Source organism: Roseovarius sp. THAF9 (genome assembly GCF_009363715.1).
Classification (GTDB): Bacteria; Pseudomonadota; Alphaproteobacteria; order Rhodobacterales; family Rhodobacteraceae; genus Roseovarius.
The window spans coordinates 2,714,253-2,733,309 of the sequence record NZ_CP045404.1 but is presented as its reverse complement, the minus strand read 5'-3'; the positions used below and the strand labels follow the sequence as shown (position 1 = coordinate 2,733,309).

The following is a 19,057-nucleotide window of genomic DNA, read 5'->3' as shown; positions in this document are numbered from 1 at the left end:
GCTTCAGCGCTTCATGAACCGTCCGAGAATGTCGTCGAGTGGAGAGCCGTCGCCGTCAGCATCGAGCATTTGCATCAGCGGCCCGAGGCCGCCGCCGCTGTCGCCGCCCTTGTTGCCGCCCAGAAGCCCGCCGACCATACCCATCAGGCCGCCGCCGCTTTCGGATCCGCCTGAAAGGCTGGATTCCATGCCGTCGATGGCCGTGTCCGGCATGTTCTTCTGCATTCCGCCCTGCACCATCGCCGCGAGGGCGGGCAGGAACTGCGATACGGTCGAACTGTCGACACCGGCGCGGCCAGCGGCCTCTTGCGCGAGGCCCTGCGCCTCTTCCTGGCCGCCGAGGATCTTTTGCAAAAAGTCCATGCCTTGCGCCTGTCCGCCGGCCGAAGCGGCCTCGGCGGGGTTGTCGAAAAGATTGGCCTGACTTTCGCCGCGGAAGGATTCGAGCACTTTTGTGGCCTCGCCCTCCTGGGCGCGCTGCTTGGCGGCCGAGCCGATGGCCGGGGCCAGCATTTGGGTGAGTTTCTCCGCCGTGGACGGGTCCAGCCCGAACTGTTGTGCCAGTTGCGAGATGCCCTGGCCGCCCTGGGCCTGTTGCAGCAATTTCATGATCGACATGGTCGTACCCCCCTTTGACGTGATCCTTGTCCTGTCAGCAGGGTCAGAGAAAAGGGCGTTTGATGTAAGGGGAATTATCCGGTGCGCGCCGCATCAGCGGGTGCGCGCCCGAAGCCAGCGGCGCCAGGTGCTGCTGTTTCCCGCAAAGACGTTAATGTCGACGCCGCCCGCGACACCCGGCACGACGCCGGTGCCGGTATATTGCCAGAAGCTCCAGCTTTGGCCGGGATAGGTGGTGCGCAGGGTCTTGGCGGTGGAGCGCAGCCAGAACTCCTCGTTCAGCAGGCCGATGCCGGTCTGGCGGTAGAATTCCAGCGTGGTGTAGATGATCGGGCGCTGGCCGTAGTGGCGCTCGAGGATGTCCATGAAGACGCGGGCCTGGCGGCGCACCTCGGCCCCCGGCGGGCGGGTGGTGCAGGTCGGCGAATAGGGGTTCCATTCCAGGTCGATCACTGGCGGCAGCGCGCCGCCTTCGCGGGGTACGTTGCGGATGAACCAGCGGGCCTGCACCTCGGGCGGGGTGCAGAAATAGTAGAAATGATAGGCGCCGCGCGGGATGCCGGCCCGGCCCGCACCCGCCCAGTTGCGGGCGAATTTGGGGTCGAGGCGGTCGCCGCCCTCGGTCGCTTTGATAAAGGCGAATTCGATGCCGGACTGCGCGACGCGGCCCCAGTCGATATCATCCTGAAAGCGGGCGACGTCGATGCCGTGGATGTCGTAATTCCAGGGCGGCGGGCCGTCCCAGTCGACAGGGTCGTTGTCGCCGAAGCGTGGGCCGGCGCAGGCAGCGGTCAGGGTGAGGGTGACGAGGGCCAGCGTGGCGACGAGAAACCGGATCATGAAGCGTCCTTTGATCGTACCATAACAAGGGCGAGGTTGTTGGCAGGCATCTCAGTGCGGGCGATGAGGTCCAGACCTGAATCGCGCGCCCAGCCTAGCATGTCGGCGTCGTTCTTGTAGCCCGCTTCGGGGTGGTCGGCGCGGATTGCGGCGTCGAAGCGCGCATCGCCGTCCGAGGTGGCGTGGCCGTCGCGCAGGAAGGGGCCGTAGACGATGAAGCGGCCATCCGGGGCAAGGGCGCGGGCAGCCTCGGCGATGAGGGTGCGGGCGGCCTCGGTCGAGATCAGGTGGAGCAAATTGACCAGCAGGACGAGGGCGAATCCGTTGTGAATGGCGGACCAGCCCGGCGTCGTGGCGTCGAGGTGAAGGGGAGGCAGAATGGCCTCCTCGGGCGCATCAGTGGACCACGCGGTGATGGAGGCACGGCGTTCGTCACTGATCTCGGTGGGCTGCCAGGTGAGGCCGGGCAGGTGGGTCGCGAAATGGGTGACGTGCTGGCCCGTGCCGCTTGCGATTTCGAGCGCGGTGCCGGAGGTTGGCGCGTGGGTCTTGAGCAGGTCGAGGATGGCATCCGCGTTGCGCTCGGCGGCCGGGGCGTGAAGGCGGGCGCCTGTCCCCTTATGGGCGACGGAGATGCGGGGGGGCGTGTCTGTCATGGGGACAGTTGGGACGGGATCGGTGTTGGAATCAAGGGGCGGTGTTGGCGTGACCTCTGGGTCGTGGCGCCGCCGGAACCGGGCGACACCAAGTAAAATAAGTATCCGGCACGATATTACCTCAATTCGATCTCAAATGCGGCGCATTACGCTCGGACTTTGTTTCCGTGTGGGAAACTCACTGGAGTGCAAAATGGGTTACGTGGATTCGATCACGGTGAATGACAGAACCGACCGCCGCTACCTGACCGGTATTTGCGGTGAGGCGAACGTGCGCACGCCACTGGGCGGGCGGCGTGTGGAGATGCTGAACCCCGGGGACATGGTGCTGGTGCGGCATAACGGCATGCAGCCGGTTCGGATGATTTGGACCTGGACGGTGACGGCGGCGGAGATGCGCAAGCATCCCGAACTGGCGCCCATCCGGTTGAAGCCGCGGGCGGTTGGGCCGATGATGCCGAACCGGGATTTGCGGATCGCGAGCGGTCACCGCGTTCTGATCCCCGGCTACCGAATTGCGGGCGCGGAGGACCAGCCCGGCTGCCTGATGCGGGTCGACGGCGTGGCATCCGCCAGCGACGCGGCCTATTCCGACTGGTCTTCCGAGGAAGTGACCTATTACAACCTGGTCTTCGACCGCCACGAGGTGATCACCGCCGAAGGCCTGCCGATCGAGACATTCCGTCCATCGCCCAAGGCGCTGAACCTTCTGGATATCGGCGCGCAACAGCGTCTGAAGGACTTGTTTCCGGAGTTGAACCGCCGGCGCTGTGCTTATCCCGGCCTGCCGCATCCGGTGGCGAAGGCCAGCGCTTATATGTCTCAGGTCGCCTGATCCGAAGACCGAAACAAGGCGGCCTCACCTTGATGACCCATAGAAAAAAGCCCCGCCGGGTGGGCGGGGCTTGCAGGTTTATTGCGGGATCTCGGTGGTGAGGCCTTCGACGAAGAAATCCATTCCAAGGAGCGTGCCGTCATCGGCGACCTCGCCCTCGGCCAGCCAGGACGATCCGTCCTGACGGTTCAGCGGGCCGGTGAAGGGGTGATAATCGCCTGCGGCAATGGCCTCTTTCATCGCCAGCGCCTCTTGCTTCACCTCCGCGGGCACGGCGTCGGTGATCTCGCCGATCTCGACCATGCCGGGGGCGATGCCGTCCCATGTCTCGGTGCTTTCCCACGTGCCGTCGATCACCGCTTGGGTGCGGGCGATATAATAGGGCGCCCAGTTGTCGATGATGGAGCTCACGCGCGGGGTGGGCTTGTATTCGGCCATATCCGAAGCCTGGCCGAAGGTGATAACCCCGTCGGCCTTTTCCGCCGCGGCCTGGGGTGCTGTCGAGTCGGTATGTTGCAGGATCACGTCGGCGCCCTGGTCGATGAGGGCGGTGGCGGCGTCGGCCTCTTTCGGGGGATCGAACCAGGTGTAGGCCCAGATCACTTTGAACTCGACCTCCGGGTTTACCTTTTTGGCGTGGATATAGGCGGCGTTGATGCCGCGGATGACCTCGGGAATGGGGAAGGAGGCGATGTAGCCGATGATGTTGGATTCGGTCATCTTGCCGGCGATGTGACCCTGGATCGCACGCCCTTCGTAGAAGCGGGCGGAATAGACCGAGACGTTGTCGGCCGTCTTGAAGCCGGTGGCATGCTCGAACTTCACGTCCGGAAATTTCTGCGCGACGGCCATGGTGGCGTCCATGAAGCCGAACGAGGTGGTGAATATGAGGTCTGCGCCTTGCAGGGCCATCTGGGTGATGGCGCGCTCGGCATCGGCGCCTTCGGGCACGCTTTCCTGGAATACGGTTTCGACCTGGTCGCCGAAATGTTCCTCGACGGCGAGGCGGCCTTGGTCGTGTTCATAGGTCCAGCCGCCGTCGCCGACGGGGCCGACATAGATGAAGCCGACCTTGGTCTTGTCCTGCGCCAGCGCGGGCAGCGCGAGGCTGAGCGACAGCGCCGCCGTGGCCAGAATTCGGGTGAGGGTCATTGAGGTCTCCCTGTTGGATTGGTTGGCCTCATTGCGAGGCATGGAACGTGCGGCCCAAGGATCCGGGCGCGCGGGATTTGTCGGCCGACATGATGACCAGCACGAGGATGGTGATCAAGTAGGGCGACATGGAGAGGTATTCGACGGGAATGGCGACGCCTGCCGCTTGCAGGTTCAGTTGCAGCACCGAGATGCCGCCGAAAAGCCACGCGCCCAAGAGGACCCGGCCGGCCTTCCAGCTGGCGAAGACCACCAGGGCCAGCGCGATCCAGCCGGAGCCGGCGGTCATGCCTTCGGTCCATTGCGGGACGCGCACGAGGGAAAGGTATGCGCCGCCCAACCCCGCACAGGCGCCGCCGAAGAGGATGGCCAGCAGACGCACGCGCACGACCTTGTAGCCGAGCGCGTGAGCGGCGTCGTGGTTCTCGCCCACCGCGCGCAGGATGAGACCCGCGCGGGTGTAGCGCAGCATGGCCCAGACGGCGGCGACGAGCGCGAGGGCGAGATAGACCATGAGGTCGTGGGAAAAGAGCACGCGGCCCACGAATGGCAGGTCCGACAGGACGGGAATGTCGATGCCGCGCGTGGGCGGCGGCTTGATCCCCTGATAGCCCTGGCCCAGAAGAGCGCTGAGGCCGAGCCCGAACAAGGTGAGTGCGAGACCCGAGGCGACCTGGTTGGCCAGGGCGAGTTGTGTCAGCAGGCCGAAGAGCAGCGACAGGACGGCGCCGCCGAGGGCCGCGGCCACGAAGCCGATGAACGGCGAGCCGGTATTGACCGCGATGGCGAAACCGCAGATCGCGCCGGTGATCATCATCCCCTCGACCCCGAGGTTGAGAACACCGGCGCGTTCCACGACCAGCTCGCCCAGTGCGGCCAGCAGGATGGGTGTGGAGGCCACGATGAGCGAGGCCAGAAGCAGCGTGGGGTTGATCGCGGAGAGGTCCATCATGCCACCTCTGTCCTGCGCCAGCGCGGGCGGAAATGGGTCAGCACGTCCACGGCCAGCAGAAAGGAGAGCAGCATCCCTTGGAACATCTGGATCGCGGCGGCGGGCAGGCCGAGATTGGACTCCGCGATCTCGCCGCCGATATAGGTGAGTGCCATGAGAAGCCCGGCGAGCAGGATGCCGATGGGGTGCAGGCGGCCCAAGAAGGCCACGATGATGGCGGTGAAACCGTAGCCCACGTTGAAGTCGATATTGATCTGGCCGGCGGGGCCCGCGACCTCGAACATGCCCGCAAGGCCCGCCAGCGCGCCGGAAATCCCGAGGCAAATGAGGGTCAGGCGCGCCGGGTTCACGCCCGCGAACCGCGCGGCGCGGGGGGCCTGCCCCGCCAGCTTGATGTGAAAGCCCAGGAGATGCCGCGTGAGCAGGATATAGGCGAAGATCACGGCGATAAGGGCCGCGACGACGCCCCAGTGGATGCCGGTATCGGCGAAGATCTCGGCGTTATGGGCCGACGGATAGTCGCGCAGGTTTCGCGAACCGGGAAAACCGCGCCCCTCAGGGTTGCGCAGAAGGCCGAGCGCCATCTTGGCCAGCAGTTGCTCGGCCACGTAGACCAGCATGAGCGAGACGAGGATCTCGTTGGTGCCAAAGCGGACCTTCAGAAAGCCCGGGATCATCGCCCAGGCCCAGCCGCCAAGGGCGCCTGCGAGAACCATCAACGGGAAGATGAGAGCGGATTCGGTGGGGTAAAAGGCCAGCCCCACGCCCGCGCCGGTGAGCGCGCCGATGATATACTGCCCCTCGGCGCCAATGTTCCAGATGTTCGCCCGAAATCCGAGCGCGAGGCCGATGGCGATGAGGATCAGGGGCGCGGCCTTTACCAGTAGTTGCGGGCGGTAGTAGAAGGCGAATTCGCCGAAAAGCGGCTCCCAGAAGATCGTGCGGATGGCCTCGACTGGGTCTTGCCCGAGCGCGGCGAACATCGCGCCGCCGGCAATCATGGTGATCAGCACCGCCAGCACGGGGGCCAGCGCCAACCAGCTTCGGGACGGCTGAGGGCGGCGTTCGAGTTTCAGCACGGGGTGCAGTCCCGATCGTCGTGACATGAGTATTTTTGGCAAGAAAAAGCCGGGATGGTGCGCACAGGCTTTTTCTTGCGGGAAATACTCCCGCCGGAGGCAAGATACTCTTCGTGCGCGGGTTCAGACATGCGCCACCTCCATGTCATGCGCTCCGCCCATCATCAGGCCGACCTGTTCGGTCGTGAGGTCGGCGGTGGGTTGGATGTCCGAAAGCCGGCCCGCGTTGAGCGCGGCGAAGCGGTCGGAGATCTGCATCAGTTCGTCGAGGTCCTGGCTGATGACCAGGATGGCGGCCCCCTGGGCGGCGAGGTCCATCAGCGCCTGCCGGATGAAGGCGGCGGCGGCGGCGTCGACGCCCCAAGTGGGCTGGTTGACGATCAGAACCTCGGGGTCATGCGCCATCTCGCGACCGATGACGAATTTCTGTAGGTTGCCGCCAGAAAGGGCGCGGGCAGCAGTGTTGGCCCCGGGGGTGCGAACGTCGAAGGTGGCGATGACCTTCGCGGCAAAGCTTTGTGCGCGGGGCCAGTGGAGGAAGCCGCGGTTGGAGAGGTTTTGCTTGGTGGCGCCGGTGAGCAGGGTGTTTTCCGTCAGGCTCATCTCGGGCGCGGCGGCGTGGCCCAGTCGTTCCTCGGGGGCCGCGAACAGGCCAAGGTCGCGGCGGGCCTGCGGGGGCAGGCGGCCGATGGGTGTGTCGTCGAGGCGCAGGGCGCTGGGCGTCACCGGCAACTCGCCCGAGAGCGCGGCGAGGAGTTCATCCTGGCCGTTGCCCGCGACGCCGCCGATGCCGAGGATTTCACCCGCGTGCAGGGTGAGCGACACGTGCGTAAGCGCGGTGCCGAAGGCTGACGGCGCGCGGACCGACAGCGCGTCGAGGGTGAGGCGCGGGGCGCCGGTTTTGGTATCGCGCCGGGCTGGCGTGGCGAAGGCGCTGCCGACCATCATCTCGGCCATGGCCTGCGCGGTGGTCTGCGACGGATCGCAGGTGCCGACGTTGCGACCCCGGCGCAGGACGGTGGCGCGGTCGCAGAGCGTGCGGATCTCTTCGAGCTTGTGGGAGATGTAGAGGATCGCGACGCCCTCGGAGGTGAGTTTCTGCAAGGTCTTGAACAGGATCGCGACCTCTTGCGGGGTCAGAACCGAGGTGGGTTCGTCCATGATCAGAAGGCGCGGTTCCTGTAGCAGGCAGCGGATGATCTCGACCCGCTGACGTTCGCCCGCCGAGAGGTCCCCCACGGTACGGCCGGGGTCGAGCGGCAGGCCGTAGGTTTCCGAGACCTCGCGGATACGGGCGGCGAGGGTGCGCATGGGGGGCGGGGTTTCCATGCCGAGCGCCACGTTTTCGGCCACGGTGAGCGCGTCGAAAAGCGAAAAATGCTGGAACACCATCGCCACGCCCTGACGGCGCGCGTCGCTGGGCTCGGAAGGCGCGAAGGGCGATCCATGCAAGCGCATGGTGCCGCTGTCCGGCTTGACCAACCCGTAGATCATCTTGACCAGCGTGGACTTGCCCGCGCCGTTTTCACCCAGGAGGGCGTGCACCTCGCCGGGGTGGATGTCGAAGCTGACGTCCTCGTTGGCGACCACGCCGGGATAGGCCTTGGTCAGCCCTTCGATGCTGAGCAGCGGTTCCGTCACGCGCCGTTTTCCCCCGGTTTCGCCGCAGTTCACCCCTGTTAGCGCAAGGCGGGTGGGAACGGCAATGGGGGGTGTGGGGTACGCGGCGTCGGGAGAGTCCGGGTGATGCGGATTTGGGCAGATGTCGGGCTTGGCGGCGGGCGCGGCGCTGGATAGTGTGGTGGCATGAGCAGTTCCCCCCGATTCATCCACCTTCGCGTCCATACCGAGTATTCCCTGCTGGAAGGGGCGGTGCGGCTGAAAAAGCTGGCCGATCTTTGCACCAAGCACCAGATGCCGGCGGTGGCGGTGACGGATACCAACAACATGTTCGCCGCGCTGGAATTTTCCGTCACGGCGCAGGGGGCGGGGGTGCAGCCGATCATGGGCTGCCAGATGGACCTGCAATACATGACGCCCGAGCCGGGCAAACGCCCCGTGCCGCCCGCGCCGATGCTTCTGCTGGCGCAGAACGAGGAAGGCTACGAGAACCTGATGAAGCTCAATTCCGCGCTCTACCTGCGCGGGGACGGGCAGCTGGCGCATCTGACGGTCGAGGATCTGGAGGCGCATGGCGCGTCGGTGATCTGCCTGAGTGGCGGGCCGGAGGGCGCCGTGGGCAAGCTCTTGCAGCTGGGCCAGCGCCCGGCGGCGGAGGCGCTGATGAGCCGACTGGCCGGTATTTTCGGCGACCGGCTGTATGTCGAATTGCAGCGGCATCGCGGCGAGGCGGGTGTGCCGGAGGCGGAGGCCAAGACCGAGCGCGGTTTTGTCGAGATGGCCTATGCCATGGACCTGCCGCTGGTGGCGACGAATGATGTCTATTTTCCCGAAGCCAGGATGTACGAGGCGCATGACGCGATGATCTGCGTCGCGGAAGGCGCTTATGTGGACCAGTCCGAGCCGCGGCGGCGGCTGACGGCGGAGCATTATTTCAAGTCGCCGGCCGAGATGGCGACGCTGTTTGCCGACCTGCCCGAGGCGCTGGAGAACACGGTGGAGATCGCGCAACGCTGTGCCTTTGGCGCGTATCGGCGCGATCCGATCCTGCCGCGCTTTGCCGATGACGAGGTGGACGAGCTGCGGCGGCAGGCGCAGGAGGGCTTGAAAGAGCGTCTGGCTGTCATTCCCCATGCGGCGTCGGTAGAAGAGTACGAGAAGCGGCTGGAGTTCGAGCTGGGGATCATCGAGGGGATGGGCTTTCCCGGCTACTTCCTGATCGTGGCCGATTTCATCAAGTGGGCGAAGGACCATGACATCCCGGTGGGGCCGGGCCGCGGCTCGGGTGCCGGCAGTCTGGTGGCTTATGCGCTGACGATTACCGACCTCGATCCGCTGCGGTATTCCCTGCTGTTCGAGCGGTTTTTGAACCCGGAACGTGTTTCGATGCCCGACTTCGACATCGACTTTTGCATGGATCGTCGGGAAGAGGTGATCCAGTACGTGCAGCAGAAGTACGGGCGCGACAAGGTGGGGCAGATCATCACCTTCGGTGCGCTTTTGTCCAAGGCCGCGGTGCGCGATATCGGGCGGGTTTTGCAGATGCCCTATGGGCAGGTGGACCGCCTGTCGAAGATGATTCCGGTGGAGGGCGTGAAGCCCGTTTCCATCGAGAAGGCGCTGGCGCAGGAGGATCGTCTGCGCGAGGAGGCCCGCAACGAGGAGGTCGTGGACCGCCTGCTGAAATACGGGATGCAGGTGGAGGGGCTCTTGCGCAACGCCTCGACCCACGCCGCCGGGGTTGTGATCGGGGACCGGTCGCTGGATGAACTGGTGCCTTTGTATCAGGACCCGCGCTCGGACATGCCGGCGACGCAGTTCAACATGAAGTGGGTCGAACAGGCCGGGCTGGTGAAGTTCGACTTTCTGGGCCTGAAGACGCTGACGGTCATTCAGAACGCCATCGAGCAAATCCATGCGGGCGGGCGGGATTTGCATACCGCCGCCGATGGGAGCCGGATCTACGAGCCGAACGAGGGCGCGGAGAACGATATCGGGCAGATCCCGCTCGATGACGAGAAGACCTATGCGCTTTATGCCAAGGCCAAGACCGTGGCGGTGTTCCAGGTGGAAAGCTCGGGCATGATGGATGCCCTGAAGCGGATGAAGCCCACCTGCATCGAGGATATCGTGGCGCTGGTCGCGCTCTACCGCCCCGGGCCGATGGAGAATATCCCGAAATACTGCGAGGTGAAGAACGGGCTGAGCGAGCGCGATTACCTGCACAAGTCGGTGGATCACATCCTGGACGAGACGCAGGGCATCATCGTCTACCAGGAACAGGTGATGCAAATCGCGCAGGAGATGGCCGGGTATTCGCTTGGCGGCGCGGACCTGTTGCGCCGGGCTATGGGCAAGAAGATCCAGGAAGCGATGGATGCCGAGCGGCCCAAGTTCATCGCGGGCGCAAAGGATAACGGCGTCGATGACGCCAAGGCGCTGGAGGTCTGGAACCTTCTGGACAAGTTCGCCAACTACGGCTTCAACAAATCGCACGCGGCCGCCTATGCGGTGGTTAGCTATCAGACGGCGTGGCTGAAGACCAATCACCCGGTGGAGTTCATGGCCGGTGTGATGAACTGCGATATCCACCTGACGGACAAGCTGGCCGTGTATTTCGAGGAAGTGAAGAAGGGGCTGGAATTGCCCTGGGCACCGCCCTGCGTGAACCGGTCGGACGCGACGTTCCAGGTGAAGGACGGCGTGCTGCATTATGGCTTGGGCGCGCTGAAAAACGTGGGCGTCGAGGCGATGCGGCTGATCGTGGCGGCGCGGCGCGAGGGGGGTGACGGAGGGCAGGAAAAGTCCTTTGTGACGCTTTATGATTTCGCGCGGCGGGTGGACCTGAAGGCGGTGGGCAAGCGGCCGCTGGAGATGCTGGCGCGGTCGGGGGCGTTCGACGAGCTGGACCGCAACCGGCGGCGGGTGTTCGACAGCCTGGAGGCGCTGATGCGCTATTCGGCGGCGATCCATGAACAGAAGGGATCGGCGCAGGTGTCGCTGTTCGGGGAGGCGGGCGAGGACCTGCCGGAGCCGCGTTTGAGCCCGGTCGAGGATTGGCTGCCCGCCGAACGGCTGACCGAGGAATATGCCGCCGTGGGATTCTACCTGTCGGGGCATCCGCTGGACGATTACATGGCCGCGCTTAAGCGCAAGGACGTCAAGACGCTCGATGAGGTGAATGAACTGGCGGCGCGGTCGGGGGCCGTCGTGGCCAAGATGGCGGGCGTCGTCGCCGGGCGGCAGGAGCGGAAATCGGCGCGGGGCAACCGGTTTGCCTTCGTCCAGTTGAGCGATGTCACGGGCGGCTACGAGGTGACGATGTTCTCGGACACGCTGGAGGTGGCGCGCGAACATCTGGAAACCGGCAACCAGGTGGTGATCGTGGTCGAGGCGACGATGGAAAGCGACCAGCTGAAGCTGCTGGCGCGGTCGGTGCAGCCCGCCGATGCGGTGGTCGCGGATGCGGGCGCCAGCGGGCTGAAGATCTTTGTCGACAGCGAGACTGCGATCGGGTCGGTTGCGCAGGTGCTGAGCAATGCGCCAACGACCGCGGCGCGGGGCGGGCGAGGGCCGATCCGGTTCTGCCTGATGAACGAGGCGCTGCCCGGCGAAGTGGAGATCGACGCGGGTCGGGAATTTCCGGTGACGCCGCAGATTAAGGGCGCGATCAAGAGCTTGGAAGGCGTGGTCATGGTCGAGGACCTTTGACCGCCGACTGATTCACATCGGCAACAGTTCACCGGTCCGGCGGCTGGCCGGTGGACCGAACTCCGGTTCTGGGCTAAGCCGGAAGCGGGATGCGATGGGACCTTGGGAGGACCATGCGGAAAATTGCATTGATTTGCGCGCTGGCCCTGGCGGGCTGTGGCGCGCCGGAGGCCGAGATCGGCCGGCTGTCCGAGCAGGATCTGCCGGAAGATGCCGAGACCATGGGCGCGATGCCCGGGCCAGAGGCAAGGGAAGAAGCCGAGAGCGGCGGATTCCTGGCGCGGCTTTTGGGCGGGGGCACGTCGAAGGGCGGCACGTCCGAGCCAGACCAAAGCGCGGAGCCGGGTGCCGCCGAGGAGACCGCACGCCTGACGCCGCCCGAAACCTATGGAGCGTCGCGCGAGGTTGAGCCGAAGCCGCAAAAGCGGGGTCTGTTCGGCCTGTTCGGTGGCGGCGGCAACACGCCCTCCGATGGCGCCACGAGTGAAGTCGCGCCGGGTACGGTGCTGCCTTATGGCAAGGTCGCCCGGATCTGCGGGCTGAGCGACCGGCAGATGGGCAAACGTGTTGAGACGTACCCAGAGCGGCGCGGCACCTACGCGCTTTATGACAGTGCCCCGCAAAGCACGGGCCTGCGGACATTCTACCTTACCGGATTCGACGACGGCTGCGCGCGGCAGTTCTCGGCGGCGGTGGCCGTGCTGGCGGGGGCGGAGTCGCACGAGCAATTGCGGTACGGTTTGCCCGCCGAAGTGCACCCTTACAGCACGACCGACAAGGCCTATGAAAAGCTAAAATCGCGGGTCTGCAAAGTCGGTCGCGGCAAGCCCTGCGGCAACCGGATCAATCGGCTGGAGCGCGATACGGTGTTCGTCAGCATCTACGAGCGGTTCGGCAGCAATGCCCAATGGCACACGCTGTTGGTGCATGGGGGCGACGTGCTGGCGCAGGACCGCAAGGGCGGCTGAGTTTCCGCAGTTTCTACCAGTGCGGCGGGCGGCTGTTGCCGATGACCTGCTGGCCGTCCAGCGCCGACTCCCGTTCCGCCTCGCGCTCCATGAGCAGTTGAACGCGGCGATTGAGCAGGGCGATTACCGTCTCCTGCCGGGCGACGGTGTCGGACAGGTCGTCCACGGCCCGGGTCAGGTGGGCGATTTTTTCTTCAAGCTCTTGCATTGGCTCTCAATTCGTTCGCGACCACCAAACGTATGATCAAATCCTGCGCGCCGTCAATTACCGGGAAACCTGACCTTGTCGCGCCGCCGCGCCTTGCCGTGCTTGCCCCGCACCCCGCCTTGGGCTAGACCGCGCCGCAAAGCCCCCAGCCAAGGAATTAGGGACATGGCGAAGACCAAGAAGGCCCCGCGCCCCAAGGCGGAAACGCCCAAGGGGTTCCGCGATTATTTCGGTGTCGAAGTCACCGAGCGCGCCGATATGCTGCGCAAGATCGCCGGGGTCTATCATCGCTATGGGTTCGATGCGCTGGAGACGAGCGCGGTGGAGACGGTCGAGGCGCTGGGCAAGTTTCTGCCCGACGTGGACCGGCCCAACGAGGGGGTTTTCGCCTGGCAGGAGTTCGACGAGGACGACAAGGGCGACTGGATGGCGCTGCGCTATGACCTCACGGCGCCGCTGGCGCGGGTCTATGCGCAGTATCGCAACGACCTGCCGACGCCTTATCGGCGTTATGCGATGGGGCCGGTGTGGCGGAATGAGAAGCCGGGGCCGGGGCGGTACCGGCAGTTCTATCAGTGCGACGCGGATACGGTGGGCACGGCCAGCATGGCCGCCGATGCCGAGATCTGCGCGATGCTGGCGGATACGCTGGAAGAAGTGGGCATTCCGCGCGGGGATTACCTCATTCGGGTGAACAACCGGAAGGTTCTGAACGGGGTGCTGGAGGTCATGGGCCTTGACGAAGGCGCGCAGCGTGACGCGGTTCTGCGCACCATCGACAAGTTCGACAAGGTGGGCGAGGAAGGCGTGCGCGCTCTGCTGACCGAAGGGCGGCTGGACGCGTCGGGGGCTTATATCGATGGCGTCGGGCTGACCCATGCGCAGGCCAAGCCGGTGCTGGCCTTTCTGACTTCGAAATCCGACGATGTCGCGCAGACGCTGGCCAACCTGCGCGACGCGGTCGGCGAAAGCGCGATGGGCGCGGACGGGGTTCAGGAGTTGGAAGCTATTGCCGATCTGCTGGCGGCGCAGGGCTATGGCCCGGACCGGATCGTGATCGACCCGAGCGTGGTGCGGGGGCTGGGGTATTACACTGGCCCCGTTTACGAGGCGGAGCTGACCTTTGAAATCCACGACGACAAGGGTCGCAAGCGACAGTTCGGTAGCGTTGCCGGCGGGGGGCGGTATGACGACCTCGTGAAGCGGTTCACCGGGCAGGCGGTGCCGGCGACGGGCGTGTCTATCGGTGTTGATCGTCTGCTGGCCGCGCTGCGTGAGAAAGGGCGGATTGGCGGCTCTGTCGAGGGGCCTGTGGTCGTGACCGTGATGGACCGGGACCGGATGGCGGCGTACCAGGCGATGGTGTCGGAGCTGCGGAGCGCGGGCATCCGCGCCGAGGTGTATCTGGGCAACCCCAAAAACTTTGGCAACCAGATGAAATACGCGGACCGGCGCGGCAGTCCCGTCGCGGTCATTGCGGGCAGCGACGAGTTCGACGCGGACAAGGTGCAGATCAAGGACCTGGTCCTGGGCGCGCAGATTGCCGAGAACGCCACGCTGGAGGAATGGAAGGAACGCCCGAGCCAGTTCGAGGTGACGCGCGACCAGTTGGTGGCGAAGGTGCGCGAGATGCTGGACGGCCAGAAGAGCGGACAGGACTGATGGGACCGACCCCGGACAACCGCGCGGCGGTCAAGGCCGAGGCTGCGCGGCTGCGCGACATGTTCGAGGCGGCGGGCGCGGTGCCGGTGGAAACCTCGGTGCTGCAACCGGCGGGCACGCTTCTGGATTTGTATGGCGAGGATATCCGGGCGCGGGCCTACGTGACCTCGGACGCGCTGCGGGGCGAGCAGATGCTGCGGCCCGACTTTACCGTGCCGGTGGTGCAGATGCACATGGCGCATGGGGCGGAGCCGGCGTGTTACACCTATGCGGGCGAGGTGTTTCGGCGGCAGGAAGACGACAGCGACCGGGCCAATGAATACCTGCAGGTCGGGTTCGAGATGTTCGACCGGCGCGCGCCCGCCGAAGCCGATGCGCGGGTTTTCGCGGTGATCCACGAGGCGGTGAAGCACCTGCCGTTGCAGGCGGTCATCGGCGATATCGGCATCCTGATGGCCGCCGTCGAAGGGCTGGACACGACGGAACGGCGCAAGGTGGCGCTGCGCCGGCATATCTGGCGCCCCCGGCGGTTTCGCGCTTTGATCGAGCGGTTCTCGGGCCGGGCGCCGGTGCCGGAGAGCCGGGCGGCGCTGTTGGCGGCAAAAGACCCTATGGCCTGTGACGCGCCGATGATCGGGCTGCGCGGGACGGAGGAGATTGCGGCGCGGATCGCGGCGCTGCGCGAGGATGCCGAGACGCCGCCGCTGGCGGCGCGTGAGGTGGAATTGCTGGACGCGATTCTGGCGGTGCGCGAGACCGCCGACAACGCGCTGGAGCATCTGCGCGACATCGCGGTGGACATGCCGGCGATTTCGGGCGCGGTGGAGTTGCTGGCCCGCCGGCTGGAGGCGCTGGAGCGCGCGGGCGTGGCGCCCGGAAGGCTTGAGTTCGAGGCCAGCTATGGCCGGACGCAGATGGAATATTACGATGGCTTCGTCTTTGGCTTTTCCGTGCCCAAGCGCCCGGACCTGCCCCCTGTTGCCACGGGCGGGCGCTATGACGCGCTGACCCGGCGGCTGGGCGGGGGGCACGAGATCCCGGCGGTGGGCGGCGTGATCCGGCCCGACCAGGTGCTGGCGCTGGAGGGCGGGACATGAGCGTGAAGATCGGTGTGCCCTCGAAGGGCCGGTTGATGGACAAGACCTTTGGCTGGTTTGCGGACCGCGGCGTGGAGCTGGGCCGGAGCGGCGCGGAACGCGAATATGCGGGCTTCGTCCGGGGTGTCGAGAATGTCGAGCTGGTGCTGCTTTCGGCGGGCGAGATCCCGCGCGAGCTGGCCGCCGGGCGGATCCATCTGGGTGTGACCGGACAGGACCTTGTGCGCGAGAGGCTGGGCGGCTGGGAGCAGGTGGTCGAGGAGGTCGAAGTGCTGGGCTTTGGCGCGGCGGACCTTGTGCTGGCGGTGCCGCAGGTCTGGGTGGATGTTGGCACGCTGGATGATCTGGATGCGGCAGCGGCGGCGTTTCGGGAGCGGCACGGGTTTCGGATGCGGATCGCCACCAAGTATCACCGGCTGGTGCGGGAGTTCCTGCGCGACAACGGCGTGGCGGATTACCAGCTGGTCGACAGCCAGGGCGCGACGGAAGGCACGGTCAAGAACGAGACGGCGGAGGCGATTGCCGATATCACCTCGTCCGGGGACACTTTGCGGGCCAATCACCTGAAGACGCTGGAGGACGGGATGATCCTGCGCAGCCAGGCGACGCTCTTTCGCTCGCGCCGGGTGGCGCATGACCCGGACGATCACGCGGCGCTGAAGGCGCTGCTGGATCGGCTGGGTGTGGGGTGAGGGCTGTTCTTGAGTATTTCGAGAACAGTGAAACCCTTTCGGCGCCATGCTCCGGCGGCGATGCGGGATGAGGGCGGTGTGGATTTGAGTATTTCTGGCAAGAAAAAGCCGGGAGCACGGTGATGCAGCCAGACGCGCGGGAGCCGTATTCGTTTCGGGAAGATCGGGCGGTGCCGGGGTTCGATGACAGCCGGATCGTGGTGGTGATGGACGCCGAATGTGCGCTGTGTTCGCGCGCGGCGCGGCGGATTGCGCGGCTGGACAGGGAGGATCGGGTGCGGATCGCGCCGATGCAGGGGGCATTGGGGCGGGCGTTGCTCGAGCATTACGGGCTGGATGCAGACGACCCGGCGTCTTGGCTGATGATCGAGGACGGTCGGGCGTGGGGGTCATTGGAGGGGATGGCGATGCTGTTTCCGCGGCTGCATTGGGCTTACGCGCCGGCGCGACTGGTCTGGCTCTTGCCGGTGTGGCTGCGCGACTGGATCTATGCGCGGATCGCGCGGAACAGATATGCGGTGTCCGGGCGGGGGGACTTGTGTGCCCTGCCGGACCCGCAGGTGCAAAGGCGGCTTTTGCGGTGACGGTCTATGCGCGGCTTCTGGGCGAAGACGCGATGGCGGCGCTGGCGCCAGAGTGCCGGGCGCTGCATGCAGGTGACGGGGTGTTTCACGGGCGGATCACGGTGGAGGTGACGCGCAATCCGGTGCTGCGCGCAGGCCTGCGGCTGGCGGGGTTTCCGCTGGCGGTGAAGGATGCCGAGTTGAGGTTCGAAAAGCGCGGGCGCGATGATCGGGACGTCTGGACGCGCAGCATGGCCGGGCAGGTGATGGAGACCGTGCAATGGGTCACGCCCGGCGGAGGGCTGGCCGAGCGTATGGGCGCGATGGTGGCGATGAGCCGGCTGGTGCCGGCGGAGGGCGGGCTGGATCTGGCGGACTGGCGGTTCCGATTTCTGGGCCTCCCGCTGCCGAAATGGGCGGCGCCGAGGGTCAGCGCCTCGGAACGGCCCGAGGCGGGGCGTTACCGGTTCGATATCTCGATCGGGCTGCCCTGGGAACGCGCGCCGGTGCTACGCTATCACGGGTGGCTAGACGTGACCCAGACGGCGGACGAGAGCGGGTAGGTCGGCCACAGTGTCGATGACGTGATCGGCGCCCGCGTCTTTCAGGATCGCGGTGGCGTGGGCGCGGAGCGGGTCGATCTCGGCCTCGGTGAGGGCGGCCAGTTCCTCTGGCGTCTTGCCGACGGCGTTGCCGGAGAGGGCGACGCCCACGGTCACGCAGCCTGCGGCGACGCCCTCCATGATGCCGGGGGCGGTGTCGTCGACCTTGAGGATCGTTTCGGGCGGGTAGGCGGCAAGGTCGATCATGCATTGATACATGCCAAGCGGGCCGGGGCGGCCCTCGGGCAGATCGTCCGAGCATACCAGGTTGTCGGGGGAGTAGCCCTGTGCGGCCGCGACGGGCAGGACGTGGGTCATGATCGAGCGGGTGTAGCCGGTGGTGGAGCCGATCTTGAGGCCCATTCGGCGCAGTTCGGCGATGGCTTCGGCGCAGCCCGGCACCAGCGTGGCGTACTCCGCCGCAACCTTTTCATTCATCGGTACGAAGACCTTGTAGAGGTCATCGACATCGGCGTCGGTCGGGGCGCGGCCATACTTGTCCTGCCATTGGCGGGCGAGGTCGGGCATGTCGAGCATGGTGCGGATGTGGTCCCACTTGGGCGCGCCCATAGGTTGGCGTGCCTGTTCGATGGTGGCGTTGATGCCGAAGCTGGCGAAGACGTCGACGAACACGCCCATCGGGGCGAAGGAGCCGAAATCGACGGTGGTGCCGGCCCAGTCGAATACGGCGGCGGTGAAGCGGGTCATGCGGGTCTTTCCTGCGTGCTGTTCAGCCGTGTCTAGCGGTAGAGCTTGATGGTTTCGTGACAGGCCTCAGAGTCCCGAGAGAAAGGCCGAGAGGGCCGTGCCCAGATGGTCGGAGACATAGCCGCCCTCCTGCACCAGCACGAGCGGCAGGCCGGTGGCGGCCAAGGTGCGAGCGATGCGGGTGAAGCCGGGGGTGGTGAGGGCGAGGCCTTTGAAGGGATCGGCTTCGTGCGCGTCGAGCCCGAGCGCCACGACCAGCGCGGTGGTGCCGAAATCCGTGATGCGCGCGAGGGCGGTGTCGAGCGCGGGGGCATAGCCGCCGTCATCGGTTAGGCGGGGCAGGGGCAGGTTGAGGTTGGCGCCGAGGCCGGAGCCGTGCCCGCGTTCGTGCGCGTGACCCCAGAAGAACGGGTAGAAGTCACTCGGGTCTTTATGGATCGACACGGTGAGTATGTCGGCGCGGTCGTAGAAGATGCCCTGGGTGCCGTTGCCGTGATGCACGTCGATATCTAGGATGGCGGGGCGGTGGCCCGCAGCCAGCAGGCGCTGGGCCGCGATGGCGGAGTTGTTGAGAAAGCAGAAGCCGCCGGCCTGGTCGGCATAGGCGTGGTGCCCGGGCGGGCGGCAGAGCGCGTAGGCGTGAGGCGCGCCGGAGGCCACCGTATCGGCGGCGGCGATGGCGCATTGGGCCGAGGCATAGGCGGCGTCCCAGGTGTGCGGGCCGATGGGGCAGGCGGTGTCGGCCTGGTGGTAGCCGGCCTGGCCCACGGGCGAGGTGGGGTAGCTGTCCGCGCGCGAGCGGGGGTGAATATTCGGAATGACCTCGGGCGCGGCGCCGTCCATGGCGGACCAGCGGGCGTGGATCGTGCGGAGAAAGGTGATGTATTCGGAACTGTGCACCGCAGCGATGGGGGCGAGCCCCGCATCGGGTGGGGCGGCGAAGGTGCAGCCCGTGGCCTGCGCGGCGTCCTTGAGGATGGCGATGCGTTCCGGTGCCTCGGGGGAAGGTTTCAGAACGCCCTGATGCAGGAAGGTCTGGGGGGCGTGGCCGGACTGGGCCGGGGCGAGAAAGGCTTGCATGATCGGGGCCGCTT

General features: G+C 66.1%; 18 protein-coding genes. 8 read left to right on the top strand and 10 right to left on the bottom strand.

All coding sequences use genetic code 11. From position 1 onward, the window contains the following. Nucleotides 1-3: 3 nt before the first annotated feature. From FIU86_RS13595 to FIU86_RS13585, 3 genes are all read right to left on the bottom strand, one after another. Nucleotides 4-618: a DUF937 domain-containing protein gene (locus FIU86_RS13595; RefSeq protein WP_254703841.1), complete on the bottom strand. Its 615-nt coding sequence runs from the start codon at nt 616-618 to the stop codon at nt 4-6. 93 nt (nt 619-711) lie between these two features. Further along, nucleotides 712-1,458 (bottom strand): GH25 family lysozyme, encoded by a 747-nt coding sequence (locus FIU86_RS13590; RefSeq protein ID WP_152475571.1) that lies wholly within the window; start codon nt 1,456-1,458, stop codon nt 712-714. Next, the gene (locus FIU86_RS13585; protein WP_152475570.1) at nt 1,455-2,114 is read right to left on the bottom strand and encodes a DUF938 domain-containing protein; all 660 of its coding nucleotides are present in this window, start codon (nt 2,112-2,114) and stop codon (nt 1,455-1,457) included. Before FIU86_RS13585 ends, FIU86_RS13590 begins: the two co-directional genes overlap by 4 nt. Nucleotides 2,115-2,307: 193 nt before the next feature. On the opposite strand from FIU86_RS13585, the gene FIU86_RS13580 reads away from it, so the two are divergent. Then, nucleotides 2,308-2,949: a Hint domain-containing protein gene (locus FIU86_RS13580; RefSeq protein WP_172977506.1), complete on the top strand. Its 642-nt coding sequence runs from the start codon at nt 2,308-2,310 to the stop codon at nt 2,947-2,949. A 78-nt stretch (nt 2,950-3,027) separates the two neighbouring features. Here the strand turns inward: FIU86_RS13580 and FIU86_RS13575 are convergent, their stop codons facing one another. The 4 genes from FIU86_RS13575 to FIU86_RS13560 form a co-directional block, all read right to left on the bottom strand. Continuing rightward, complete coding sequence (locus FIU86_RS13575; protein WP_152475568.1) at nt 3,028-4,101, bottom strand: BMP family ABC transporter substrate-binding protein; 1,074 nt, start codon at nt 4,099-4,101, stop codon at nt 3,028-3,030. Nucleotides 4,102-4,129: 28 nt separating this feature from the next. Beyond that, nucleotides 4,130-5,050: an ABC transporter permease gene (locus tag FIU86_RS13570; protein ID WP_152477160.1), complete on the bottom strand. Its 921-nt coding sequence runs from the start codon at nt 5,048-5,050 to the stop codon at nt 4,130-4,132. Beyond that, nucleotides 5,050-6,132 carry an ABC transporter permease gene (locus tag FIU86_RS13565; RefSeq protein ID WP_152477159.1) on the bottom strand — a complete coding sequence of 361 codons (1,083 nt, stop codon included), beginning with the start codon at nt 6,130-6,132 and terminating at the stop codon, nt 5,050-5,052. Before FIU86_RS13565 ends, FIU86_RS13570 begins: the two co-directional genes overlap by 1 nt. Nucleotides 6,133-6,255: 123 nt before the next feature. Then, the gene (locus tag FIU86_RS13560) at nt 6,256-7,773 is read right to left on the bottom strand and encodes an ABC transporter ATP-binding protein (RefSeq protein WP_152475567.1); all 1,518 of its coding nucleotides are present in this window, start codon (nt 7,771-7,773) and stop codon (nt 6,256-6,258) included. Nucleotides 7,774-7,938: 165 nt separating this feature from the next. Between FIU86_RS13560 and dnaE the strand changes: the two genes are divergently transcribed. Together dnaE and FIU86_RS13550 are read left to right on the top strand one after the other, a co-directional pair. Next, complete coding sequence (gene dnaE / locus FIU86_RS13555; protein WP_152475566.1) at nt 7,939-11,463, top strand: DNA polymerase III subunit alpha; 3,525 nt, start codon at nt 7,939-7,941, stop codon at nt 11,461-11,463. Between the two features lie 113 nt (nt 11,464-11,576). After that, a complete protein-coding gene (locus FIU86_RS13550; RefSeq protein WP_152475565.1) occupies nt 11,577-12,431 on the top strand; it encodes a hypothetical protein in 855 nt (284 codons plus the stop codon). A gap of 13 nt (nt 12,432-12,444) precedes the next feature. Here the strand turns inward: FIU86_RS13550 and FIU86_RS13545 are convergent, their stop codons facing one another. Continuing rightward, the gene (locus FIU86_RS13545) at nt 12,445-12,639 is read right to left on the bottom strand and encodes a SlyX family protein (RefSeq protein WP_152475564.1); all 195 of its coding nucleotides are present in this window, start codon (nt 12,637-12,639) and stop codon (nt 12,445-12,447) included. Between the two features lie 165 nt (nt 12,640-12,804). On the opposite strand from FIU86_RS13545, the gene hisS reads away from it, so the two are divergent. From hisS to FIU86_RS13520, 5 genes are all read left to right on the top strand, one after another. Next, nucleotides 12,805-14,301 (top strand): histidine--tRNA ligase, encoded by a 1,497-nt coding sequence (gene hisS / locus FIU86_RS13540; protein ID WP_152475563.1) that lies wholly within the window; start codon nt 12,805-12,807, stop codon nt 14,299-14,301. Then, entirely contained in the window at nt 14,301-15,398 is a 1,098-nt protein-coding gene (locus tag FIU86_RS13535) for an ATP phosphoribosyltransferase regulatory subunit (protein WP_152475562.1), read from the top strand. Before hisS ends, FIU86_RS13535 begins: the two co-directional genes overlap by 1 nt. Continuing rightward, on the top strand, nt 15,395-16,090 hold the full coding sequence (hisG, locus tag FIU86_RS13530; RefSeq protein WP_152475561.1) for an ATP phosphoribosyltransferase: 696 nt from the start codon (nt 15,395-15,397) through the stop codon (nt 16,088-16,090). Before FIU86_RS13535 ends, hisG begins: the two co-directional genes overlap by 4 nt. A gap of 122 nt (nt 16,091-16,212) precedes the next feature. Beyond that, entirely contained in the window at nt 16,213-16,674 is a 462-nt protein-coding gene (locus FIU86_RS13525) for a thiol-disulfide oxidoreductase DCC family protein (RefSeq protein ID WP_152475560.1), read from the top strand. After that, a complete protein-coding gene (locus tag FIU86_RS13520) occupies nt 16,671-17,216 on the top strand; it encodes a DUF4166 domain-containing protein (protein WP_152475559.1) in 546 nt (181 codons plus the stop codon). Before FIU86_RS13525 ends, FIU86_RS13520 begins: the two co-directional genes overlap by 4 nt. Here FIU86_RS13520 and phnX read toward each other — a convergent pair. After that, nucleotides 17,181-17,963, bottom strand: a complete 783-nt coding sequence (gene phnX, locus FIU86_RS13515) for a phosphonoacetaldehyde hydrolase (RefSeq protein WP_152475558.1) — start codon at nt 17,961-17,963, stop codon at nt 17,181-17,183. The two genes, FIU86_RS13520 and phnX, sit on opposite strands and share 36 nt — an antisense overlap. 66 nt (nt 17,964-18,029) lie before the next feature. Then, the gene (locus tag FIU86_RS13510; protein WP_152475557.1) at nt 18,030-19,043 is read right to left on the bottom strand and encodes a histone deacetylase family protein; all 1,014 of its coding nucleotides are present in this window, start codon (nt 19,041-19,043) and stop codon (nt 18,030-18,032) included. Nucleotides 19,044-19,057: the final 14 nt, after the last annotated feature.